Annotated in this window: 18 protein-coding genes; 7 read left to right on the top strand and 11 right to left on the bottom strand. The window is 65.0% G+C overall.

Going from position 1 to position 24,523, the window contains the following annotated elements:
- Positions 1-141: 141 nt before the first annotated feature.
- Together ACH82I_RS13595 and ACH82I_RS13590 are read left to right on the top strand one after the other, a co-directional pair.
- Positions 142-1,464 carry an LPXTG cell wall anchor domain-containing protein gene (locus ACH82I_RS13595; protein WP_413333343.1) on the top strand — a complete coding sequence of 441 codons (1,323 nt, stop codon included), beginning with the start codon at positions 142-144 and terminating at the stop codon, positions 1,462-1,464.
- A gap of 556 nt (positions 1,465-2,020) precedes the next feature.
- On the top strand, positions 2,021-4,147 hold the full coding sequence (locus ACH82I_RS13590) for an HNH endonuclease signature motif containing protein (RefSeq protein ID WP_413333341.1): 2,127 nt from the start codon (positions 2,021-2,023) through the stop codon (positions 4,145-4,147).
- Positions 4,148-4,405: 258 nt separating this feature from the next.
- Here the strand turns inward: ACH82I_RS13590 and ACH82I_RS13585 are convergent, their stop codons facing one another.
- The 5 genes from ACH82I_RS13585 to ACH82I_RS13565 form a co-directional block, all read right to left on the bottom strand.
- Positions 4,406-4,843, bottom strand: coding sequence for a heat shock protein transcriptional repressor HspR (locus ACH82I_RS13585; RefSeq protein ID WP_230745968.1), 438 nt, complete (start codon positions 4,841-4,843; stop codon positions 4,406-4,408).
- A gap of 14 nt (positions 4,844-4,857) precedes the next feature.
- The gene (locus tag ACH82I_RS13580) at positions 4,858-5,895 is read right to left on the bottom strand and encodes a DnaJ C-terminal domain-containing protein (RefSeq protein ID WP_413333338.1); all 1,038 of its coding nucleotides are present in this window, start codon (positions 5,893-5,895) and stop codon (positions 4,858-4,860) included.
- A 178-nt stretch (positions 5,896-6,073) separates the two neighbouring features.
- A complete protein-coding gene (locus ACH82I_RS13575; protein WP_413333336.1) occupies positions 6,074-6,793 on the bottom strand; it encodes a nucleotide exchange factor GrpE in 720 nt (239 codons plus the stop codon).
- Positions 6,793-8,661: a molecular chaperone DnaK gene (dnaK, locus tag ACH82I_RS13570; RefSeq protein ID WP_413333334.1), complete on the bottom strand. Its 1,869-nt coding sequence runs from the start codon at positions 8,659-8,661 to the stop codon at positions 6,793-6,795. The genes ACH82I_RS13575 and dnaK overlap by 1 nt, the downstream gene beginning before the upstream one ends.
- A 293-nt stretch (positions 8,662-8,954) precedes the next feature.
- Complete coding sequence (locus tag ACH82I_RS13565) at positions 8,955-9,965, bottom strand: ABC transporter substrate-binding protein (protein WP_413336767.1); 1,011 nt, start codon at positions 9,963-9,965, stop codon at positions 8,955-8,957.
- Positions 9,966-10,229: 264 nt separating this feature from the next.
- Here ACH82I_RS13565 and fepB point away from each other — a divergent pair, with 264 nt between their 5' ends.
- On the top strand, positions 10,230-11,270 hold the full coding sequence (gene fepB, locus ACH82I_RS13560) for a Fe2+-enterobactin ABC transporter substrate-binding protein (protein ID WP_413333332.1): 1,041 nt from the start codon (positions 10,230-10,232) through the stop codon (positions 11,268-11,270).
- Positions 11,271-11,412: 142 nt separating this feature from the next.
- Positions 11,413-12,402 (top strand): LLM class flavin-dependent oxidoreductase, encoded by a 990-nt coding sequence (locus tag ACH82I_RS13555; protein WP_413333330.1) that lies wholly within the window; start codon positions 11,413-11,415, stop codon positions 12,400-12,402.
- A gap of 26 nt (positions 12,403-12,428) precedes the next feature.
- On the opposite strand, the gene ACH82I_RS13550 is transcribed toward ACH82I_RS13555, so the two are convergent.
- Positions 12,429-13,697, bottom strand: coding sequence for an alpha-hydroxy-acid oxidizing protein (locus ACH82I_RS13550; RefSeq protein ID WP_413333328.1), 1,269 nt, complete (start codon positions 13,695-13,697; stop codon positions 12,429-12,431).
- Positions 13,698-13,785: 88 nt separating this feature from the next.
- On the bottom strand, positions 13,786-15,474 hold the full coding sequence (locus tag ACH82I_RS13545; protein ID WP_413333326.1) for an L-lactate permease: 1,689 nt from the start codon (positions 15,472-15,474) through the stop codon (positions 13,786-13,788).
- A gap of 208 nt (positions 15,475-15,682) precedes the next feature.
- Between ACH82I_RS13545 and ACH82I_RS13540 the strand changes: the two genes are divergently transcribed.
- Positions 15,683-16,477, top strand: a complete 795-nt coding sequence (locus tag ACH82I_RS13540) for a FadR/GntR family transcriptional regulator (RefSeq protein ID WP_413333324.1) — start codon at positions 15,683-15,685, stop codon at positions 16,475-16,477.
- A gap of 3 nt (positions 16,478-16,480) precedes the next feature.
- On the opposite strand, the gene ACH82I_RS13535 is transcribed toward ACH82I_RS13540, so the two are convergent.
- Both ACH82I_RS13535 and ACH82I_RS13530 read right to left on the bottom strand, forming a co-directional pair.
- Positions 16,481-20,173 carry an efflux RND transporter permease subunit gene (locus ACH82I_RS13535; RefSeq protein WP_413333322.1) on the bottom strand — a complete coding sequence of 1,231 codons (3,693 nt, stop codon included), beginning with the start codon at positions 20,171-20,173 and terminating at the stop codon, positions 16,481-16,483.
- 313 nt (positions 20,174-20,486) lie between these two features.
- Positions 20,487-21,692: a CobW family GTP-binding protein gene (locus ACH82I_RS13530; RefSeq protein WP_230745978.1), complete on the bottom strand. Its 1,206-nt coding sequence runs from the start codon at positions 21,690-21,692 to the stop codon at positions 20,487-20,489.
- A 165-nt stretch (positions 21,693-21,857) separates the two neighbouring features.
- Between ACH82I_RS13530 and ACH82I_RS13525 the strand changes: the two genes are divergently transcribed.
- A complete protein-coding gene (locus ACH82I_RS13525; protein ID WP_413333320.1) occupies positions 21,858-22,271 on the top strand; it encodes a Fur family transcriptional regulator in 414 nt (137 codons plus the stop codon).
- A gap of 3 nt (positions 22,272-22,274) precedes the next feature.
- On the opposite strand, the gene ACH82I_RS13520 is transcribed toward ACH82I_RS13525, so the two are convergent.
- A complete protein-coding gene (locus tag ACH82I_RS13520) occupies positions 22,275-23,300 on the bottom strand; it encodes a GTP-binding protein (RefSeq protein ID WP_230745980.1) in 1,026 nt (341 codons plus the stop codon).
- Between the two features lie 68 nt (positions 23,301-23,368).
- On the opposite strand from ACH82I_RS13520, the gene ykgO reads away from it, so the two are divergent.
- Entirely contained in the window at positions 23,369-23,491 is a 123-nt protein-coding gene (gene ykgO / locus ACH82I_RS13515; RefSeq protein WP_230745982.1) for a type B 50S ribosomal protein L36, read from the top strand.
- On the opposite strand, the gene ACH82I_RS13510 is transcribed toward ykgO, so the two are convergent.
- On the bottom strand, positions 23,472-24,176 hold the full coding sequence (locus ACH82I_RS13510; protein WP_413333318.1) for a GntR family transcriptional regulator: 705 nt from the start codon (positions 24,174-24,176) through the stop codon (positions 23,472-23,474). The genes ykgO and ACH82I_RS13510 overlap by 20 nt on opposite strands.
- Positions 24,177-24,523: the final 347 nt, after the last annotated feature.

The following is a 24,523-nucleotide window of genomic DNA, read 5'->3' as shown; positions in this document are numbered from 1 at the left end:
ACCGTGAACGCAGAATGAATAGTTCCCCGTTGACGACCACAGCCGTGAACTAAATGACCAGAACTATGCACGTTGTGAATGTTGCATTACCGTTACATTCGTAATACTTCAGACCCACCTGTGAAAACACGAAGGACATCTATGAAGAAGCTCGCCCTCGCACCCGCAGTGGCGCTGGCCATCACCGGCCTCGCCGCATCCCCCGTCATGGCCGCACCTTCGGCTGACGCATTCGGCCAGACCAACGTCCAGGCCAGCCAGTCCGAAAAGACTGAGGCCACCGAGGAAGGCGCTGAAGACGGCGCCGAGACTCAGGCCATCGAAGCCTCAGTGTCAGTGACGCCTGAGACGATTTCGCAGGCCGACCTCGTCGATCCAGGCGTCACCGTCAAGGTCACCGGGCTTGAAGCCGGAGATGTCGTATCAGACACTCTGACAAACGAGAAGGTCACCGCCAAGGGCGACTCTGTCGAGTTCAACATTCACAATGTGACCGGTGATCCGGCTGCTGTCGACCCGGGGACCCTTGACTTCAACGTCTCCGTCACCCGCGGAGAGGAGACCAAAGAATTCCCCGCGAGCGTCACTGTCACCGAAGGTGACGACGACGGCGACGATGACGCCCCCGCAGTTGATCCGAAGGTGTCGATCGACACCGAGGAGATCTCCGTCTCCGAGTTCGAGAAGAACGGCCTCAAGCTCACCGGTGAGGGCTTCACTCCCGGTGCCAAGGTCAACGTCTTCGGCAACGCCACCCAGTCACCGTTCTTCGACACCCAGGTCGAGGCCGACGAAGACGGCAAGATCAGCGCCACCGTCGAAGCGCCCAAGGACGGCCTCGAGCCCGACACCTACTCTGTCTCCGCGGTCGATGCGGAAACCGAGACCGTGTCGAACTACGTCAACTTCGAACTCACCGCAGACGAGACCGAAGATCCCACCATTCCAGCCGCCGAGGCGAAGCTGACCGTTTCGCCCGAGACCGTCTCCCCCGCCGATTTCGTCGAGAAGGACAAGGGCGTGACCCTGGCGGTGGAGAACTGCGAGCCGGGCGAGGACGTGCACTACGTCGTCAACCCCAAGGGCAACTCGAACGTCACCGCCTACGACAACACGGTCAAGGCCGACGATGAAGGCAAGGCCTCCGTCAACGTCTACGGCACCAGCGCTTCCGATGCTGACGCCTACATCGGCGACTACGAGGTCACTGTCACCTGCGGCGACGCAGAGCTGAACGGCGAGTTCTCGGTCAGCGATGATGCCAACGCCGGCGGCAGCGACGGAGACGAAGACGGCAATGAGGACGGCAACGGAGACGGCGGAAACGGTGGCAGCGACCTGCCCCGCACCGGTACCGAGTTGACCGGCCTCGTCGGCGGCGGAGCCCTGCTCCTCATCGGTGGCGCCGCGGTTGCCATGACCATGCGCCGCAAGAAGGTTACCCAGGATCCTTCGCAGATCTGATGACGGCCATGTGAGTTCTTCCGAACTCAGCGCACATTGAGAAGAGCGCGAACCCAAGTCCGGGTTCGCGCTCTTCTCATTCATCCACTACTGCTCTCCGACAACGCCCAACGCTGTTCTCACACAGCACCGAAACGACGCACGGTCGCAACGAAGCAGGCACTCAACCAGCGTCCGGCACCCTGTCATGCCGCCCACCTGCATCGGCACTCGGCACCTGGACCAACTTTTCAATCCAATCGAACACACTTGCATCGTTTCCCATGCATTCGATGCTGATTCGATTCTTTATCATACTGTGACATTCATTTCATTCATTCGGTAGTAGACTGGTCAAAAGCAACCACACCGAGGTGGAGAGCAGGTGAAACCGTTGAAGGATTCCAATGATCCCAGCACCAACGGACACGGATCTGCCCACGAGCCCGGCCACCCCGCAAGTTCCATTTCATCGACCGGCCTGATTCCGGACACTGGACAGGTCGGGAATGTGATTCGACCGCCCTCCGTCGGCCCCGATTCGCCTCGTCGACTGGACGTAGCGCCAGACTCTCTCATGGCAGTCCTCGCCGGCATGGTCTCCGTGACGACGATGACCCAGCTTGTCGAATACCAAGCCATCAGCAACGCTTTCATGGCCGAGACGATCGAACGCCTCAACTTCGCCGCAAACGGGGTCGACGGATGCTATCGCCACGCGACCTTCACCGAAACCGTTGAACGGTTTCTTGCTGCTGAAGAGGCCAAAGAGAACTCTCCTCACACATCCGCTGGCAACGATGACTCCACCGCGGCAGACGTCGAGGATGATTCTCAAGGCACTGTCGCAGTGGCTGAGGGTCCGGTGCTGCCGATCTTTCCCCGGTTCCGTCTCGAGAACACCTTCTCCGGATGGGTTCACAGCCTTGCAGAGACCGAAGACGTTTCCGAGTTCACCACCGTGCTTGGGACAACGAGCGACCTCACCTACTCCAAAATCACCACCGCCATGATGCTCGGCCACGGACTGCCCCGATTCACTGCCCGTGTCTTCGCCGGTGAGTTCACCATTGACCACGTCCATGCCGTGACCAGGTCCGCCAGAGACCTCGCCTTCGAACACTTCCCCGGTCTCGATACCTACCTGGCAGAGCGGCGAGCCGATGTCACCATCGAAACGTTCCGCAAGTCCGTCAACACGAAAGTCGCCACTCTCGAACCCGTCGAAGACCGTCTCGAGGAAGCATCAAAGAGACGTCGAGTCTCGATCACCACCTACCCGGATGGGACTGCGGCCGTGACTCTCTCGGGCCCGGCAGCGGATCTGAAGGCCTACATTCTGCGTTTGGAAGCTTTCGCCAGGGCAATCAAAGCCGGACAGATCAGCGAATTCACCAGCCATGACACAACCGGTATCAATGTGGTTGATGAACGCAGCCTCGATGCGCTCATGTTCGACATCTCCACTCGCACCCGCCCCCAGCTGACGATTGCGGTCACCACCCACGACACCACCACCGGGGACACGACCACGAACGACATCCCCCTCGATATTCCCGACGACAAGGCCACGACTGCGGTCGGGATTGTCGCCACAGCCAACAACGAAGTCGAAACGGTCCGCGCCGCCGCAGCGGCTGCGGCGACCGATGCGGGTGGCGTCGAAGTGACGACGAGTCTGAACCTGGTTCTGCCGACGCAGGGACAGTGGATGGCCGGACAGGGCAAGATGCTCGTCACAGTCCCCTTCCTCACCTTGGCCGGACAGTCCGAATTGCCGGGAGTATTCTCAGACGGCTCCCCTGTACCAGCAGACGAGGTGCGGGCCATTGCGGGACAGTGTTCGACGTGGACGAGGATCCTGACCGACCCTGCCACCGGCACACCGATCGACGCGAAAGCCACCACCTATGCGATTCCCACAGCAGTGCGACGGACGCTGGTGGCGAAGTGGCAGTCCTGCACCACCCCCGGATGCACGCGTCGGGCCGAGACCTCGGAAATCGATCACCTCATTCCGTACGACCACGAGAATCCCGGATCCGGTGGGCTGACCACCTTCAGGAACACACATCCACTGTGCAAGGCCCATCATCAGGCGAAGACCGATCGGAAGTACCGGGTGCGGATGACAGGGGACGGGTGTGTCGAGTACGTCTTCAAACACGGAGTGACCACGGATGTGCGGCCCGCAGATCAGCCGATCAATGTGGAACACGCACGACTGTTCGACCAGTGGATCCACCCGCCCGATCCGGACGGAGGTCCATCCGAGCCGGAAGGACGGCCATCCGATTCGGACGACGAGTCACCGGAGCCGGACGACCAGCCACCCGATCCTGATGGAGGCCCACCGGCTGGGCCACCATCATCACCAGGTTCCGGCCCACGGTCACCGGCCACGGATCCAGCACCACCGGCCGGGACAGGGATACCAGGTGGCACCGATCCACTCTTCGACGCTTCGGTCCGACCTCCTCGCCCTCCCGAACCGAAGGTCAGACCACCCAACCAGAGAGACCGGCAGGGTCGGCAAGGTAGGCAGGGCCGGCAGGTCGAGGACACATCAGCGAAGGCCAAGAAGAGCAGGAAGAGACGGGGTCGCAGAACAGCGAAGGGCTCGGCGAACTCGACGGACCCGTGGTCTACGGATACACGATCCTTCGACTCCTACTGGGACCGCCGTGATCCGCCACCGTTCTGATACATCGCAGTTCCGTTGAATCGCCGTTCTGATGAATTGCCCTTCTGATCTGCCACCGTGCTGAACCACTATCGTTCCGCTCCCGCCCGGGTCGGCGAATCAGCACACGCCACAGCCACCTCACCCAGCACATCCACCTCGGCGCCGGGTGCGAACATGACAAAGCCCGGAGGTCTACGCCTCCGGGCGAGAGTCCGTCGCAGATCTCCCTATCGCGCTATCGCGCTGTCGCGCTGTCGCGACGGGCACCAGCGAACCCTACCGCCGCAGGTACCTGTTGTAGAGCACCATCGCGCCCGGCTCGGGTTTGCCCTGCGGTCGCCGGCCACGCGAGATCGAGACGACGTCGCCGGCCATACCGGCGGCGAACACACGAGCCTCACGCTCCTTCGATGACATCCGCGACCTGACCTCGGACTCGAGCTCCTGGTTGCGGCTCTTCAGCGCATCCACCTGGTTCTGCAGATCGATGATCTTCTTGATCCCGACCAGGTTCACGCCCTCGTCCTGCGAGAGCTGCTGAATCATTCGCAGCTTGGCGATGTCCTTGCCGGAATACCGCCGGCCTCGACCCGCGGTCCGTTCAGGCGTGACCAAGCCGAGTCGGTCATACTGACGCAGAGTCTGCGGATGCATGCCGGCCAGATCGGCCGCCACCGAGATGACGTAGACCGCAGCATTCGACGAAATGTGCATCGTGTCTCACCACCTCAATTGGCCTTGGCCTTGTCCAGCAGACCGGCCCGTGGATCCTCGTCCGCGGTCGCTGCCTTGAACGACTCGACAGCTTCCTTGGCATCCTTGGACAGGTTCTGCGGCGCCACGATCTCAACCGTGACCAGCAGGTCGCCGGTGCCCTTCTTCGTCGTCACTCCCTTGCCGCGCACGCGCAGCGTCCGTCCCGAAGGAGTGCCGGGTGCGACCTTGACCTTGACGGGCATTCCGCCCAGGGTCGGGACCTTCACCTCGGCGCCCAGGGCCGCTTCGTCGAAGCTGACCGGCAGCTCCATCCGCAGATTGTCACCGTCCCTGGTGAACACGGGGTGCGGTTTGACGTTGACCGTGAGGATCACGTCACCGGCCTCCCCGCCGTTCGGGCTGGCCTTGCCCTTGCCCGCCAGCCGGATCTTCTGCCCGTCCTTGACCCCGATCGGGGTGCGCACGGTCAGCGGCTTGCCGCTGGGCATATTCAGCTTGACCGACGCTCCGTTGATCGCCTCGGTGAACGACAAGGTGGTCTTCGACTTGATGTCGCCGCCCTTGACCGGGGGCGAGTAGCCGCCGTATCCACCGGAGCCGTAACCGCCGCCGTAGCCGGGGCCACCGCCGAAGCCGTTGAGCAGGTCGGCCAGGTCAGGAGGCACGTCTCCCCCGCCACCGCCGCCGTAGGTCGTGCGGGTCCGCGTCCTGCCGCCTCCACCGAAGAGGTCGGAGAACACATCGTCGAATCCGCCTCCGCTGGCGCCGCCGGGCCCACCGGCACCGGCGCTGAAGCGGGCTCCGCCGCCCATGGCGCGAACCTGGTCGTACTGGGCGCGGGATTCCTTGTCGGACAGCACCTGGTGCGCCTGTCCGATCTCTTTGAATTTGTCCTCGGCTTTGGCATCACCGGGGTTGGCGTCCGGGTGATACTTCCGCGCGAGCTTGCGATAGGCCTTCTTGATCTCAGCGTCGGAAGCATCCTTGGAGACGCCGAGGGTTTTGTAGAAGTCCTTGTCGAACCAATCGTTCTGAGGCCCGGTATTCACCTGGCACCTCCTCTCTTCCTCTCAGATCCTGTCATCACTGTATTCACTTGTCTCCTCACAATCCGCACCTTCGGGATCGCGATCCCGAAGATCCGGACCGCCGCCGAGGTGGCCCCCCGGTCCCCGACGTCAGCTGACTGACGCTGGGGGTGGGGGCCGCCTCGGCGAGGTTGATCTCTCAGTCCTCCGGCTGCTGCACGCCGACGCGGGCCGCGCGGATGATGCGATCGCCGAGGCGGTAGCCCGGCTGCATGACCACGAAGACCGTCGGCGTCTCGACCTCGTCGGAGGGCTGCTGCATGAGCGCCTCGTGCAAGTGCGGATCGAACTCGTCGCCGACCTCACCGTACTGCTCGATGCCGACCTTGGTCAGCGAGTCGACCAGCTTCTTCACGTGGGTCTCGAACGGCCCACTGACATCGCCGTTCTCCTGGGCGAGCTTGACCTCGTCGAGCACGGGGATCAGGGCCTCGACGGTCTTGATCACACCGCCGGTGGCGGCACGTTCGCGTTCGCGATCGGCCCGCATCCGGTAGGCGGCGTACTCGGCGTTGACTCGCTTGAGATCGGCCAGGTGAGCCGCTGCCTCGGACCCCGGTTCGGGTTCGGGCTCGGCCCCGTCCTGCGCCGCCTCGGTGTCATTGAGCGTCGAGGCGTCGGCCGGGATGTCGACTCCGAGATCGCTGGCATCGGCCAGGTCCTCGTCCGCAGCACCGGCATTCTGCTCCCCGGCACCCGGAGCATCGGGGGCACCGGCGCTCTGGGCACCGGCCTCCGCCGAAGCCGACTGCGCGTCGGTCTCCGGGCGGAGCTCACCGGTGTCCGGATCCACCCGGCGCTTGTCATTGAAGGTGAAGCCTGGCTCCTCGGACGACTGATCGTTGCCCTCGGTAGTCATTACTTCTTCTCCTCGTCCTCATCATCGACAACCTCGGCGTCGACGACATCGTCATCGGCACCTGCATCGGCGGCGCCTTCTGCACCCTCAGCACCGGCAGCGCCTTCGGCACCACCCTGCTGGTTGTAGATGGCTTCGCCGATCTTCTGCTGGTTGGCGACGAGCTTGTCGTAGGCCGACTTCACTGCGTCGTCGTCTTCGCCCTTGAGAGCTTCCTTGACGCCGTCGACATCGCCCTGGATCTCGGTCTTGATCTCTTCGGGCAGCTTGTCGTCGTTGTCGGTCAGGAGCTTCTCGGTCTGGTAGGCGAGGTTCTCCGCGTTGTTGCGGACGTCGGCGGCCTCACGGCGCTTCTTGTCCTCTTCCGCGTGCTCCTCGGCCTCCTGGACCATGCGCTCGATGTCTTCCTTCGGCAGTGCGGAACCGCCGGTGATCGTCATCGACTGCTCGGTGCCGGTGCCCTTGTCGGTGGCCGACACGTGGACGATGCCGTTGGCGTCGATGTCGAAGGCGACCTCGATCTGCGGCACGCCGCGCGGAGCCGGAGCGATGCCGGTCAGCTCGAAGGTGCCGAGGTTCTTGTTGTCGCGAGTGAACTCGCGCTCACCCTGGAAGACCTGGATCGAGACCGAGGGCTGGTTGTCCTCTGCCGTGGTGAAGGTCTCCGACCGCTTGGTCGGGATCGGGGTGTTGCGCTCGATGAGCTTGGTCATCACGCCGCCCTTGGTCTCAAGTCCGAGCGAGAGCGGGGTGACGTCGATGAGCAGGACGTCCTTGCGCTCACCGGCGAGGACACCGGCCTGCACGGCCGCACCGATCGCAACGACCTCATCGGGGTTGACGCCCTTGTTGGGCTCCTTGCCTCCGGTGAGCTCGGTGACGACCTGGGTGACTCCGGGCATACGGGTCGAACCGCCGACGAGGACGACGTGGTCGATGTCCTTGACGGACACGCCCGCATCCTTCATCACAGCGTGGAACGGAGCCTTGGTGCGCTCGAGGAGATCCTTGGTCAGTTCCTCGAACTTCGCGCGGGTCAGGGTCTCATCCAGGTGGATGGGTCCGTTCTCGCTCATCGAGAGGTACTGCAGCGAGATGTTGGTGCTGGTGGCCGAGGACAGTTCCTTCTTGGCCTGCTCCGAAGCCTCCTTCAGACGCTGCAGGGCGGTCGAATCCTTGCTCAGGTCGACGCCGTATCCGTTCTTGATCTCACCGACCAGCCAGTCGACGATGCGCTGATCCCAGTCGTCACCGCCGAGGCGGTTGTCACCGGAGGTGGCGCGAACCTGAATGGTGGAGAAGTCGTCTTCATCCTTGCCGACTTCGAGCAGCGAGACGTCGAACGTACCGCCACCGAGGTCGAAGACGAGGATGAGTTCGTCTTCCTTGCCGCGCTCGAGGCCGTAGGCCAGAGCGGCGGCGGTGGGCTCGTTGATGATGCGCGAGACGTTGAGTCCGGCGATCTCACCGGCGTCCTTGGTTGCCTGACGCTCGGCATCGTTGAAGTATGCGGGAACGGTGATCACTGCATCGGTGACCTTCTCCTGCAGGTATTCCTCAGCGTCGTGCTTGAGCTTCTGCAGAATACGTGCCGAGACCTCGGGAGCCGACAGCGTCTTGCCGCCGATCTCCGTGGACCAGTCGGTGCCCATGTGACGCTTGACCGAGGCGATCGTGTTCTTCACGTTCGTCACTGCCTGGCGCTTGGCGATCTCACCGACGAGGGAGTCGCCGTTCTTGTTGACTGCGACAACCGACGGGGTCGTGCGTCCGCCTTCCGCGTTCGCGATGACCTTGGGGTCTCCGCCTTCGAGGACCGCGACGACGGAGTTCGTGGTTCCGAGGTCGATTCCGACTGCACGTGCCATAATTCTCTCTCCTTACAATTCGTGAGTGCCTGCGACTCGAATGTGTGCGATCGGGCGGCCCCACCACGCGAGGGCGTCCACGGCATTTCCTGCCGCGGGATCGGCGGTGGGCCCACTCGACCGCACACATTGAGCCAACTGGACTCAAGTATTCTCTTCGAGGTTCGAGCCGTCAAGCTCGGCCTCATAAAAGTTGCGTACACCAGACTCAACTTTGCGGATTGAGGGTTTATTCCCCGGTGCAGGAGAGATTTTCTCGGGGCTGTGATCGGCGCCCTCTCCGGCCGGGTCCGCTACTTCTGCAAATGATCACCGAGGTCGGCCAGGATCTGCTCGGCGCCGATCGGGCCCAGCCCGAGGAACCACACGTCGTCCTCGACTCGAATGGCCTTACCGTCCTTGACCGCGTCGAGCCCCTTCCACTGACTGCCGGTCAGGGCTTTGTCCTCGCCCGTGGCCTGCGGATCCCCGTAGCTCGTGTAGAAGATGAAGTCGCCGTCGGCCTGGTCGAGGTTCTCCGGCGAGATCTCGACGGCGAGCTCGTCGACATCCTGGTTCTCGGGACGAGCCAGCCCCGCATCACCCAAGATGACGCCGATGAGCGACTGGTTCGCGTACAGCCGCAGCTTGTCGGGCATGAAGCGCACGAGTGAGATCGTCGGATCACCGTCGACCGAGTCCTTGAGCTCAGCGGCCGTGCTCGCGTAGTCCTCGAGCCGCGCCGTAGTCTCCTCTTCCATCCCCAAGGCCTCCCCGACGAGCAGGAAGTTCTCCTTCCAGGGGAATCCGGGACGGATCGAGAACACGGTCGGGGCGATCGCATCGAGCTCGTCGTAGAGCTTGTCCGCGCGCAGCTGGCTGCCGAGGATGAGGTCCGGCTCGAGCGAGGCGATCTTCTCGAGGTCGAGCTCATTGATCGTGCCGACGGTGTCGACCCCCTCGACCCTGTCTTCGAGATAGGAGGGCACCGGATTCGCCCCCTCGGTCGTCACCATGCCCACGGGAGTGACCCCCAGGGAGAGGACATCGTCGAGCTCACCCGTGTCGAGAACGACGACCCGTTCGGGCTTCTCCTCGATCTCGACCTCGCCGTTGGCATGGGTGACCGTGCGCGGAAATGCTCCCGGCTCGGCGTCGCTGCCGAGCTTCGCGGTCTCCTCGTCCGCGGTGCCGAACGACTTACCGCCGGTGGCGACATCCTTGTTGCCCGAGCTCCCATCCCCGGAGTCATCGCCACCGGCACATCCGGACGCGAGGAGCGCAATGGTCAGAACGGTGGCGGCAAGGGCGCCTGTACGGCGCATCATCTGAGTCTTCACCAGGTTAGTCTAGCCTTACCATTCGCACAGACGCGCGCCCACCCCCTCACTTCCCTCCCCTCCGAGTCGTTCGCGCGGCGACTTCGCCCGCAGTGCGGAAAGCACAACACCTGTTCTCAGAATATGGAGAATCGACGCCGATCTGCACGATATTAGGTTAGGCTCACATTGCACCTGACTGGCAGGGCGAAGCGCGACCGCGACGGAAGCGGTGCCACCCGACAGTCGCCCGCAACAAGAAAGAGTCATATGAATCCCCTCACCTTGAACAAGCGGCGTTCCTTCGCCGCGATCGCCATCGCGGCCAGCGCCGTCATCGGACTCGCCGGATGCGGCGGCGGAGACACGTCCGGCGATGACTCGAGCGAGTCCGCGGCCGAGAGCGGCCAGTGGCCGAAGTCCTTCACCGACGACGACGGCAACGAGATCGAACTCGAGAAGCAGCCCGAGAACATCGTCTCCACCGCCGTCACTCTGACCGGCAGCCTGCTGGCCATCGACGCCCCGGTCACCGCCTCGGGCGCCACCGCCCCCAACTCCCCCGTCGCCGACGATCAGGGCTTCTTCACCCAGTGGAGCGACGTCGCCATGGAGAAGGACGTCAAAGAGCTCTACCAGGGCGACCCGAACGTGGAGAACATCCTCGCCGAAGAGCCCGACCTCATCGTCGTCTCGAAGACCGGCGCGGACTCCGCGAATGCCATGTACGACCAGCTCAGCGACATCGCACCGACCGTCGTCATCGACTACGGCAACAAAGACTGGCAGGAGGTCACCACCCAGCTCGGTGAGATCACCGGCCACGCGGACGAGGCGAAGAAGGTCAACGAGGAATTCGACCAGCGCGCCGAGGAGATCAAGGGCAGCATCGACGCCCCCGAACAGCCCGTGACCGGGCTCGTCTACAACTCGGAGGCGAAGGGCGGCGGCTCCGGATCCTCGGCCAACGTCTGGACTCCGGACTCGGCGCAGGCCAAACTCCTCGAAGAGGTCGGCTTCGAACTCGCCGAGGTGCCTGAGAATGCGATCAGCCAGGGTGACATGGGCAAACGCTCCGACATCTACGAGGTGACCGGAGAGAACCTGTCCAAGGCGATCACCGGCAAGTCGGTGTTCCTGTTCAACGCGAACGAGAAGACCGTTGAGGGCTACAAGAAGGACTCCCTGCTCAAGAGCACGCCGGCCGTGGAGAACGACGCGGTCTATGCGATGGGCCTCGACTCCTTCCGCCTCGACTACTACTCGGCATCGAACGTGCTCGACAAGATCGAGAAGGAATTCAGCAAGTGACTCTGAGGCATTGACACCCAGATCGGCCGCGGCCCGGACACAGTTCCGGAGACCGCGGCCGATCTGCATCGTGGAATAAACGCTTCGTGCCGGGCCGTTGTGAGAGGAGATCTCCAGCCCAGCAGTGAGGAACACCATCGCCTTGTCCATTCCCTTGAGCATTTTCGACCTCGTCTCCATCCCCGACGGCTCCACCGCGCGTGAGAGCATCGACGCCTCAATGCGGGCCGCCGCCCTGGCCGATCGACTCGGCTACGAACGACTGTGGTTCGCCGAACACCACAACACCACCGGACTGGCGGCTTCGGCCACGGCGCTGCTGATCTCGCAGGCCGCGGGCGCGACCGAGCGGATCCGGGTCGGCTCGGGCGGGGTGATGCTGCCCAATCACGCGCCGCTGATGGTCGCCGAGCAGTACGGAACGCTTGCGAACATGCACGAGAGTCGCATCGACCTCGGCCTCGGACGGGCACCGGGAACCGACCAGATGACCGCCCAGGCACTCGCCCGCTCCTCCGCCGACCCGCAGTCCTTCTCCCGGAACATCTACGACATGCAGGGATGGTTCGGTCCCGAGGGCCGCGCGCACAGCATCCCGATCCAGTCCGCGGTCTCCGCGGGCACCGAGGTGCCGATCTGGGTTCTCGGCTCGACCGTCAACGGCGCCTCGATCGCCGGACAGCTGGGCCTGCCGTTCTCACTGGCCTCCCACTTCGCTCCCGATCAGATCGACGAGGCCGTGCGCGTCTACCGGGAGTCGTTCACCACGGAGTCTCCCACCGCACAGATCAGCGAACCGTATGTGATGGCCGGCATCAATGTCATGGTCGCCGACACCGACGAGGAAGCCGAACGCCAATTCACCTCGGTGGAACAAATGTTCCTCGACATCGCACGCGGCGGCAGACGCAGACTGCAGCCTCCCGTCGACCCGACTACGCTTTCCGGACAGGGCGGCGGCAGCAACCCGATGCTGCGGATCAGCGCCGTCGGCTCGCCCGAGACAGCGAGCGATCAGCTCACCGAGTTCGCCGAACGCATCGATGCCGATGAGCTCATCACCGTCACCTACGCCTTCGATCCCGCGGTGCGCGAACGCTCGCTGTCCCTGCTCGCCGAGGCTTGGTTCTGAAGCCAATAGGCTCTGAGCCGAGCGACTCAGACCTCTTCGCGGTTGTCCTGCGCGATGGCCGCTCGCTCTTCACGACCGAGCTCGTGCAGCTGGGTCACATGGCTCGGGTTGAGTTCGGAGACGTCGGCGACCTGCAGCAGCTTCATGGTCCGTTCGACCTGATCACCGAGGATCTTGATCGTCCGGTCCACGCCTTCACGGCCACCGGCCATGAGACCGAACAGATAGGCGCGGCCGATGAGGGTGAAGTCGGCACCGAGCGCGAGTGAGGCGACGATGTCGGCGCCGTTGCGGATTCCGGTGTCGACGATGATCTCGACGTCCTTGCCCACCTCGCGAGCCACCTCGGGGAGCAGTTCGAAGGGCACGGGAGCCCGGTCGAGCTGACGCCCGCCGTGGTTGGAGAGCACGATCGAATCGACACCGAGGTCGGCGAGCTTCTTCGCGTCCTCGAGTGTCTGCACGCCCTTGACCGAGAACTTGCCCGGCCACATGGCGCGGATCTCCGCCAGATCGTCGAAGTCGATCGAGGGATCCATCGCCGAGTCGAGGAGTTCGCCGACGGTGCCGCCGGTCTCCGAGAGCGAGGCGAACTCGAGCTTCGGCGTGGTCAGGAAGTCCCACCACCACCAGGGCCGAGGGATCGCATTGAGGATCGTCTTGGGCGTGAGCTGCGGCGGGATCGAGAAGCCGTTGCGGGAGTCGCGCAGGCGGGCACCGGCCACCGGCGCATCCACGGTGAAGAAGAGGGTGTCGAAGCCCGCCTCCTTCGCCCGTTCGACGAGGCCGTAGGAGATTTCGCGCTGCTTCATCACGTAGAGCTGGAACCAATTCCGACCGTGCGGGTTCGCCTTCTTGACGTCCTCGATCGAGGTGGTGCCCAGGGTCGAGAGCGTGAATGGGATCCCTGCAGACCCGGCGGCCGAGGCCCCGGCGGTCTCACCCTCGGTCTGCATCAGGCGGGTGAAGCCCGTCGGGGCGATGCCGAAGGGCAGCGCCGAGCTTCCGCCCATGATCTGGGTCGAGGTGTCGACGTGCGAGACGTCCTTGAGGATCGAGGGGTGGAACTCGATGTCGCGGAACGCCTGGACCGAGCGCTCCATCGAGATCTCGCCCTCGGCGGCCCCGTCTGTGTAGTCGAAGGCAGCGGCGGGAGTGCGCCGCTTGGCGATGGCGCGCAGGTCCTCGATCGTCAGCGCCGACTCGAGCCGGCGCTTCTTCGGATCGAGTTCGAGCTTCTTGAACTTCATGAGGTCGAAGATCTCGGCGGGCTGGGGAATCTGTCGTTTGACCATGTGGGGTTCCTTCCAGTGGTGTTGGCGGGTGGTTGCGGGACGGTCAGGGTGGGCTGAAGGGCCGGGGTGGGCTGAAGAGTCGATCGGATCAGGCGCTGGGCACCATCCAGGACAGCACGGTGGACTGCAGGCCGACGAGCAGACACATGAGGACGAGCATGGCGAGTGACCACCAGATCACCTTGCGGAAGATCGCCGACTCCTGACCGAGCAGTCCGACGGCGGTCGCTGCGATCGTGAGATTCTGCGGGCTGACCATCTTGCCGACCACACCTCCGGAGCTGTTGGCTCCGACGAGCAGCAGCGGGTCGATGCCGGCGTTCTCGGCCGCCGTCTGCTGCAGCGTGGCGAACAGGGCGTTGGCGCTCGTGTCCGAGCCGGTCACCGCCGTTCCCAGCCACCCGAGGATAGGCGAGAGGAAGGCGAAGAGAGCACCCGTGCCGGCGATCCAGGTGCCGATCGTGATCGTCTGGCCCGAGAGGTTCATGACGTAGGCCAGGGCGAGGACGAAGCCGACCGTGAGGATCGCGAAGCGCATCTTCACGAGGTTGTCGATGTAGGCCTTGAAGCCGTCCTTGGGCGAGATCCCGAAGCTCAGCGCGACGATGATGCCGGAGATCAGCAGCAGCGTGCCCGGTGAGGACAGCCATTGGAAGTTGTAGACGGTGCTCGTCGACACCTCCCCCGAGGCTGTGAACACATTGCCGTCGAGGCCCGGCCACGCGATCTTGAGATCCGTGCCGGAGAGCCACTCGTTGAGGGCGGGCACGAGCTTGCAGACGGAGAAGATGACGACGATGAGCAGATAGGGAAACAGCGCGAAGAACACCCGGGCCCCGGTCAGGGGCGCGGTCTTCGCCTCCACGGCGGTGTCCACCGCTCCCGACGAGGTGCCCGCATCGGGGGCGGCGACGTTCTCCTGCTCGCGCTCGACGGCCATGGAGTCCAGAGCATCCTGTCCGCCCACCGGCTTCCAGAGCCGCAGCATGATGACCGCCGCCGCGAGCCCGGCCAGGGACGAGACGATGTCGGTGAGCTCGACCGAGAGCAGATTCGAGGACACCCATTGGGCGGCGGCGAAGACGATGCCGACGACGAGAGCCAGGGGCCACATCTGCTTCAGCCCGCGCTTGCCGTCGACGAGGAAGACGAGGAAGAGCGGGACGATGGCCGCCAGCAGCGGAGTCTGATGCCCGACCATGGCTCCGATGTCCTGATAGTCGATGCCGGTGAGTGTGCCGGCCGTGATGATCGGAGTGGCGATCGCACCGAAGGCCACCGGCGCGGTGTTCGCCACGAGGACGACGACGGCCGCGCGCATCGCGGTGAAGCCCACGGCCACGAGCATCACGCCCGTGATCGCGACGGGAGCACCGAACCCGGCGAGCGCCTCGAGCAGACCGCCGAAGCAGAAGGCGACGATGATCGCCTGGACGCGGGGGTCGCTGGAGATGACGTTGATGACGAGGCGGAGGTCCTCGAACCGACCGGAGCGCACCGTGAGCTCGTAGATCCAGATCGCGTTGACGACGATCCACATGATCGGGAACAGTCCGAAGGCGAAGCCCTGAGTCGCCGAGAGTCCGGCCAGCCCGGCGGGCATCCCGTAGGCGAAGATCGCCACGGCCAACGCGACGACCACGGAGGCCATTCCGGCCAGATAGGCCTTCCATTTCAGCGCGCCGAGGGTGATGAAGATGGTCAGCAGCGGCAGCAGCGCCAGCAGCGATGACCACAGCAGACTGTCGGTGACGGGAGCAAGGTCGGGCGTGTACATGGATTCTCCAACACGGCAGGTGCGTGCTCACGATGATGCGGTTCCACGGTGAACGCGCTGCGAACATTGTCTTCGGTCGGTATGCGGATGTGCGAATGTGCGGATGGCCTTTATGAGGTCAGACCATTAATCTGATCGTAGGGGCGACTAAGACCCACGTCAAGAGTTCGATGATGAAATGATGGGCCGATGCGAGGAGAAACGAACGATGGCCGCTGAAGCCGATTCAGCCGCACCTGGTGACGCTGCACCTGGTGACGCCGAGAGCAGGGGCGCCGCAACCGGGTGGCAGCCCGTGACCCGATCGAGCACGTACGAGCTCGTCATCGATGCCATCGAGGAGCGCATCATCTCCGGCGAGTTGGGGGTCGGGGACCTGCTGCCCGCAGAGCGAGATCTGGCCGCGAAGCTCGGAGTCAGCCGCGCCAGTGTGCGCGAGGCTCTGCGCGTCCTCGAGAGCCTCGGCGTGGTTCGCTCGAGCGGCGGTTCGGGCCGTGGAGCAGGCACCTTCATCGCCGCCATGCCGACCGCCGCGCTCACCCGGTTCCTCCGCCTGCACGTGGCCTTGGCGAACTTCAGCCTCTCCGACGTCATCGAGACCCGCATCCAGCTGGAACGCTCGAGCGCCGTTCTCGCCGCGACCCGCGCCGAGGAGGATGCCTTGGCCGAGGTCAACGCGCAGCTGGCGATCATGGACACCCCGGGGATCAGCCTCGAGGTGTTCAATGATGCGGACACGGCCCTGCACGTGGCCATCGCCCAGGCCGCCGGCAATCAGCTCTTCTCCGATCTCACCGGAGCGATCCGCACCTCGCTGCGCCGCCCGATCTTCTCATCCTTCCGGGAGCTGGCCGACCCGGGCGTCCTGATGGGCGAACTTCAGGCCCAGCACCGCGGAATCGTCGCGGCCATCGACTCCGGAGACGCCGCCCTGGCCGCGGAGCTGACGGAGCGCCATATCCGATTCTCCGCCGAGGCGCTCCCCGGACTCAAGGACGACTGAGCTTCACTCGCCCTCGGGACGGCGGGCCACCTCGGCGGTCTCCACATCGATCTGCTCCGCCGCGATCCGCTCCTCATCGGCCCGACGACGGGCCGCGCGCTTGGCCTCCTTGTGCGCCGCCCTGGTCTCCTTGCGCCGCTCGACGAGGAGGTAGAGGGCGGGGACGAGGATGAGCGTGAGCACGGTCGAGGAGGTCAGCCCGCCGATGACGACGATCGCCAGCGGCTGGGAGATGAAGACTCCCCCGCCGGTCAGCCCCAAGGACATCGGCACGAGCGCGAACACCGTGGCCGCGGCCGTCATCAGGATCGGTCGCAGGCGCAGACGGGTGCCGTGGACGATCGCGTCCATCAGGCCCATGCCGTGCTCGCGGAGTTTGTTGATGAGGTCGATGAGCACGATCGCGTTCGTCACCACGATGCCGATGAGCATGAGCAGACCGATGAGCGAGGGGATGCCCAGCGGAGTGTTCGTGGCCAGCAGCAACAGCACCGCGCCGGTCGCCGCGAAGGGAATCGACACGAGCAGGATGAGCGGTTGGACGAAGCTGCGGAAGGTCGCGATCATCACGAGGAAGACGAGCACGATCGCCACGGCCATCGCCGCGCCCAGCTGCCCGAAGGACTCCTCCTGCTCCTGGCTGGCGCCGCCGACGTCGAAGCTGACCCCATCGGGCAGATCCATGCTCGACTGCAGCTCCTGCGCGGCCTGGGTGACCGCGTTGAGCTGCCCGTCTGCCGGGGTGGCGAAGACCGTGACCTGACGGTCCCCGTCCTCACGGGCGATCGTCGCAGGCGTCTCGGTCTCTTCGACCTTCGCGATCTCGTCGACGGTGATCGGCTCGCCCTTGATATCGGGGATGGCCGCCTGCTCGTCGGCGAGGCTCTGCTCCTCCTCCTGGCTCTGCTCCTGTTCGCGCTGGCCGTCGACGATGTCGTCGATGGAGTCGTTGGCCTCCTCGAGGCCCTTCTCCGCCTGCTCGACGCCCTCGCGGGCCTGTTCGACCTGATCGGCCGCCATGTCGCCCGGGCTCGGGGCCGGCGGCGGATTCTCGGCATCGCGCAGGGCCTTGCGTGCCTCCTCGAGCTGATCGGCGGCGTTGTCGCGGGCCTCCCGAGCGGATTCGAGCTGCTCGTCGGCATCTTCGGCGGCCTTGCGTTTGGCCTCCTCTGCCCGGGCATCGGTCTTCTCCTCGACCCGGTCGGTGGCGTCCTCCTGCGCATTCTGGGTCTGCACCTCGGTGACGGGCAGCTCGAGGGCGCGGATCTCGTCGGGAGTGGCATCGGGGTGGGTCGGGGCGAGGAAGATATCGCGTTCCTTGCCCTTGAGGGTGACAGTCCCGGCTTCCGTCCCGTGCAGGGCGCCGGCGATGGCCTGGCCGACCTCGGCCTGGCTGTAGCCGTAGTCGGCGGCCTTCTCCCGGTCGACGTCGACGCGGATGACCGGCTGGTCGGCGGCGAGGTCGTTGCGGGCGTTCGAGACTCCGGCCTCATCGGCCATCGTCTTCGTCACCTCGTCGGCGGCATCCCCCAAGGCGCCGAGGTCGGAGCCCGAGAGTTTGATCTCGACGTCTTCGCTGGTGGTGCCGCTGGCATCCTGCAGATCGACCTCGCCGGCGTCCTTCCCGAGGTCTTCGAGCTGGGTGCGGATGCGGTTCGTCGCCACCTCGGTCTCGGAGTCCTCGGTCAGGGTGATGTTGAACTGGTTCTCCGTACCCGATTCGGGTCCGTTGACCGTCGAGGAATAGGTCTCGACGTCCGGATCGGAGCCGAGCACCTCCTCGACCTTCTTCGCCGCCTCGTCGCTGGCGGTCAGAGAGGCGCCGGCAGGCAGGGTCTGAGTGAGGTAGAGAGAGTTCTGTCCGGCCGATCCGAGCAGGTCGGTCCGCAGGAAGCTCGCACTCATCATGGTGATGATGAAGATCACCACGGAGAAGGCGATCGTCCGCCACGGGTGGTGGAGTGCGGAGAGGATGGCGGGCAGGCTGCGCTGCTGGAGCCGGTCGACCCGGTCCGAGGCCTCTCCGTTGCCGGGAGCCGGCGCGACCACGGGTTCGACGACCGCCGCGGGCAGGGGCTCCTGGCCCTTGGCCGCACGTTTGGCGTTCCTGCGGTCGATCGTCTTCTGCCTGCGCTCTGCTCTGCGCACGGAGCGCTCGTGCTGCTTGGCCGCCCAGCGTTCGTAGCTGGCATCGGTGGCGGCCTGCCGCTTGGGCAAGAGCGGTTTGGGGCTGCGGCGCAGCACCCAGTAGCTGAAGACCGGGACGATGGTCAGCGCCACAAGCAGGGAGGCGAGCAGGGCCAGGGACACGGTCACGGAGAAGGGGCGGAACAGCTGACCGGCGATGCCGTCGACGAAGGCGATCGGCAGGAACACGGCGACGGTGGTCAGGGTCGAGGCGGTGATCGCCCCGGCGACCTGCTTGACGCTGGCGACGATGTCGTCGATCGTCAGATCGCTTGTGCCCTGGCGTCTGCGGATGTTCTCGATGACGACGATCGAGTCATCGACGACGCGGCCGACGGCGATGGTCAGTGCTCCGAGGGTGAGGATGTTGAGCGTGTAGTCGCCGACCATCAGCCCGATCATCGCGATGAGCAGCGACATCGGGATCGAGATCGCGGCGACGATCGTCGACCGGAACGATCCGAGGAAGGCGAGGATGACGAAGATCGCGAAGATCAGACCGAGTCCGCCTTCGACGGAGAGGTCGTGGATCGACTTCTCGATCTCGGGCGCCTGGTCGAAGATCGTCGAGAACTGGGTGTCGTCGCCGAGCTGCGGGCCGACGCGGTCGAGGACGTCGCCGACTTTGTGGGAGACGTCGACGACATTGGCGTCCTGGTTCTTCGTCACCGCCACGGTGACCGAGTCCTTGCCGTCGGCGCGCGAGAGCGAGGTCTTCTCGATGGAGCCGAGTTCGACATCGGCGACGTCGCCGAGCAGCACGGTGCCGTCGGCGGTGCGCAGCGGGGTCTTCTCGATCTGTTCGACGGCGTCGACCTCGGTCCCGACTTCGACGGCCATCGACTCATCGCCTTCGGAGCTCTGACCCGCGGGGACGACGGTCCCGGCGGCGGTGAGCTCATCGGGGACGGAGCTTTCGACGACGTTCTTCTCGGCCACGTCCTCGGGTCGGAAGGTGATGTCGACCCGCTGCTCGGTCTGTCCGGTGACGTCGACGTTCGACACCCCGTCGACGGCCTGGAGTTCGGGGACGAGCTCGGACTCGAGGCGGTCCCCGAGGGTCTCGGGGTCGCCTCCGGAGACGGCGAACATCGTCACGGGGACGTCGTCCATCTGATAGGACAGCACCTCCACCTCGGCGTCCTCGGGGAGGTTCGCCTTGGCACCGTCGACGGCGGACCGGATGGTGTCGGTCATCTCCTCGGAGTCCTTGCCGAAGGGCCAGCTGACCTCGGCCGTCATCGTGCCCGCCGAGGTGGTCGTGGTCACCGTCTCGAGCTCGCCGATGCCTTCGAGTGCCGTCTCCAGCGGCTCGGTCACGGTCGCCTCGACGACTTCCGGTGAGGCCCCGGGCACGGTGGCCTGCACCGAGGTGCTCGGGAGGTCGACCGAAGGCATCGTCTCCTGGTTGAGCGAGGTGGTCGCGACGACGCCGAAGACGGCGATCACGAGGGTGAGCAGTCCGACGATGAGGCGGTTCTTGAGACTCATCCGGGTGATCAGGGACACGGGTTCCTCCGGTTTCCGGCGGCCATCGCCGGAGATCGTGGGGCGGGCTGGGCTGGTGGGGCCTGGTGGTGCTGTGGTGCTGTGGTGCTGGCACCCGGGGATTGCGGGCGGCTCACGGGAGATCGAGCCTGATCAGTCTTTCAAGTCACCCGTCTCTGCGCGTCCCCCGAAAGGTGTCATTCGCATCCCCCGAACGGGTGATATTTCGATCCTAGGATCGGTCTCCGGACCGCGGCGCGGGTGTTTTCCCCCGGCTGACCCTCAGGTAATACGGAGGAATTCCGGAGGGTTGTCTGCGGGGGATCACTTGTCGTCAGCTGTGCAGGCGCACCTGCCGGAGGAGGCGTTCGAGGCCGGCGCTGTTAGCGTCTTCGCTCAGCCCGGGCTCGAGGCGATCGCGCACCTCGGTCTCGTCGAATCCTTCGCCGATGACGACGAGGACGCTGTCGTGACCAGTGCCTGTACCAGTGCCGGTGCCAGTGCCGGGGCAGCGGCCGTTGTCGGAGACGTAGACGTTCGGGCCCACCGCCTGCACGCCGAAGTGCCGCGTCGCCGAGCGTTCGGCGACGCGGACCTGGCCCTTGACCCGGTAGACCCCCGCGGGCAGGTCTTCGAGGAAATCCATCACGCGATCCGGGTCCGCCCAGCCCGTCCCGGTCACCGTGATCGCCTGTGCATGCCGGTGACCGGCAGATTCATGACCACCGTCAGGTCCATGATCGGTTTCGGCTCCGCGTTCGATCTCGGCTTGCCGTTCGGCATAGGCGGCGCGGATGAGTTCGCGGATCGGCAGCTCCGGTTGGAGCGGAGCGTCCGTCGGCGAGGGCGCATCGCCTCGACGAAGCCCGGCCCCTCCGTGAGAATCTGCGCCTCGGCGATCAGCCAGACTCCCATGTTCCCCGGCCCCCGGGTCGAAGATGAGCGTGGGATCGAGCCTGCCGAAGCTCGTGCCGATGACGAGGACCCGGGGATTGCGGCGGTGCACTCGGCTGCGCACGGCTTCGACCGCCGCTTCCCGTTCCTCGGCCGGAACCTGATCGAGCTTGTTGACGAGGACGAGGGTCGTCGCCGCATAGCGCATCGGCGGCAGCGCCTCGGTGTCGACCGTGGATGAGTGCATGAGCGCATCGACGACGTCGATGACCCCGCCGAGGTGGAAGCGGTGACGGCCCATCCGGGTGACCATCCGCGCCAGAGTCAGCGGCTCGGCGAACCCGCTGGCCTCGACGATGATCGCATCCAGGCGCAGGCTCGGTTTCGCGAGTGCGACGAGGGCGTCCTCGAGCGAGCTGTCGTCATCGAGGCAGCAGATGCAGCCCCCGGAGATCGAGAACGGTTCGTCGACCTGGCCGACGACGAGGCCGGCATCGATATTGAGGTCGCCGAAATCATTGACGACGACCCCGATCCGAGCATCCGGATGGCGCAGCAGGTGGTTGAGCAGGCTCGTCTTTCCGGCGCCGAGGTAGCCGGTGAGCAGAATGACCGGAACCGCTTCGCTCATTCGTCGTCTGCTCACTCCGCCTCCTCGGTCGCCCCGACCTTGTTATTGGTAACGTTTTTCATTATTCTCGAAACATATGCACTTCGACGCATGCGACCGGCCCGGCAGGACGCCGCCGCATGATCGAGACCGCACGCACGATATCGGTTCACCGCAGTTGAGCCCGGAAGGCAGAGGGCAATGACAGACGGCCACAGCCCGAAGAAGACCCGCAGCACCGCACAGAAGGCACTCATCCGCTCTGCGCTCGAGTCCGAGACCCGGTTCGTCTCGGCCCAGCAGCTGCACCGCAGCCTCGAGGACCAGGGCGCATCGGTCGGCCTGGCGACCGTCTATCGGCAGCTCAATGCACTCAGCCAAGCCGGCCACGCGGATGCGATCACCATCGCTGAGAAGCAGCTCTTCCGCGCCTGCACGCACAGCGAACACCACCATCACCTCGTGTGCGAAAGCTGCGGGAAGGCGGTCGAGATCGAACCGCCCGGCGAGGATTGGATGCGCACGCTCGCCCGCTCACACGGCTTCGAGGCCACCCGCCACGTCTTCGAGATCTTCGGCCTCTGCGCAGACTGCCGGGCCGCGCAGGAGACGTGACCGTCACATTCGCGCGGTGTCCCACGCCGGGAAGTCGTCGGCGAATCGCGCCCAGGTCATCGGCCCGGCGGTCAGTTCGGCATCGGTCAGCGCCGCCAAGTCGAGGGCCTCTCGCAGCTTCGCCTCATCGAGGTCGATGCCGAAGAAGGCGAGATCCTGACCGAAGGCCAGGAGCTCCCCACCCTCGCCGAGGCGGTCATCGAGGGCCAGCGGAGACAGCGTGAAGATGGTTCCCACCTGATCCCATTGAGCGGTCAAATGCGGACGTGAGGCCAAGCGGGCGAATCCTGCCGAGCGGATGATTCGACCACAGTACCCCTGTGAGAGGCAGTCGGTCAGGGTCGCGTGCAGGCGACCGGGATGGAAGGCCCGACACTGCTCGTAGCGGCAGGCGCCGAGACCGGTCGCATAGGCCCTGGGCCAGAACTCCGCATTGAGGATCGCCGTCCATCCCGCGCTCGGCGGACGTGAGGCGAAGGGCCATCGGACCATGCCGTGCACGGAATTCTTCTCGGTGATCACGGCCGCATGGGCATCAGGGTTGAGGTGGCCGATGAGGGCGATCACGAGCTCGAACTCCTCGGCGGACAGCGCCTGCGCGTTCACGATCGCGGCGGTCGAGGCGAATTCGATCTGGCTGACGAGCAGTTCGGCCTTCGCCGCGACGATGCCGCCGGACCCGAGTTCGAGGAACTCCTCGGATCCGAGGTCATCGAGGAGGTGACCGACGTCGAGGACACTGACGAGATCGATGAGCTCCGTCCCGGCGCTCGGGGCGCTGAGCGCGCCGACGATCTCCATCACCGGGGTCTCGGTGGGATATTCGAGGACCACTCCGCGCGCGCCGAAGGCCGTGCGCACGAGCTCGATCATCCGGTCGACGGCGGCGATCCCCTGTCCGGTCTGCTCGGCGGGGACGAGGATGAAGCCGCGCGCCTTCGCCAGACGCATCGCATAGTCCCTTCTCTCCACGGCGCAGGCACCCGTGACGGCGATGGCCTCGACCGAGGCCGCAGTGTGCTCGGGCATTCGCATCCTTTCCTGGAACGATCTATGATTAAGCTTAATCATACTCATTCTCATTAAGGAGTCACGTCATGAAGGTCCGCCGCTCACTGCGCTCGCTCAAGAAGATGCCCGGATCGCAGGTGGTCCGCCGCCGCGGTCGCGTCTACGTCATCAACAAGAAGAACCCGCGGTTCAAGGCGCGTCAGGCCTGACCGACGCATCGGGCCCGACCGTGCCGGGAGCCTCACCGGACTCGAAGATCTGCGGGTTGCGCTCGACGAGTCGCCGGGTGTGGCGAATATGCAGGGCCAGCGTCGCCTCGGCGGCATCGACGTCTCGCTCCTCCACGGCACGCAGCAGCATCTGATGTTCGGTCAGGATGTCCTCCCGACGCCTGCTCACCGAGGGGCTGAGGAGCTGCCGGCGATAGAAATGCGTGAGGTTCCACAGATGGTCGACGGTCTCCCGCAGTCGCTTCGTCGCCGGTCCCGCCGTCAGGGCCCGATGGAAATCTCTGTCGCGCTCGACGAGCTCTCCCCTCGACGTCGATGCCGCGACCGCCTCGGCGAGCCGGGAGAATTCCACGAAGGATTCGGTCGTATGACCGGGCATGGCCAGCCGGAGCAGCAGCGGCTCAAGACGCTCGCGCATGAGGTAGATCTCGCGGCACTCCTCGAGGTCGAGCCTCGAGACCCAGGCCCCGGTCGAGGCGACGAGCGTGACGAGTCCCGATGACTCGAGGAAGCGCAGTGTTTCGCGGATCGGGAGTCGGCTGACCCCGAACTCCTCGGCGATCTCCTCCTGCCGAATCCGCGTGCCGGGCGGCAGACGCCCGTCGATGATGCGTCCGCGCAGCTCCGCAGCGATCGCAGCGCTGCGAGCCTGATCATGTGTCACCGCACCGTCACCTCCCTCATCGGACCCTGCCCAGAAGCTTAGACCGCTTCCATGGGCCGCCGGGGACATCCGGGACCCTCCGGCATCACGACTCGCCCGAACCGCAACCGAACTGCAACTCAAGCTCGCAGACGAGCCTGACACGCCGCCTCGGCGAATTCCCTTCCGCCAATTTCGGACGACATTGGATCCGATCGGTATTTGCCCTTGTCACGGAATCGCGATTATTCGCGACATTCTTTCTGTGTTCCGCTCAGCATTGGATCCAATCTGGTCCGCGCTTTCACATTCCCCGAATATCGGAACATTACCGCTGATCACAGGGTGTATTTAGGCACTCTGCCCAG

Source organism: Brevibacterium sp. GP-SGM9 (assembly GCF_047300845.1).
GTDB lineage: Bacteria > Actinomycetota > Actinomycetes > Actinomycetales > Brevibacteriaceae > Brevibacterium.
Note: the sequence above shows the minus strand (reverse complement) of the source record. Positions and strands in the feature narration are given on the sequence as shown.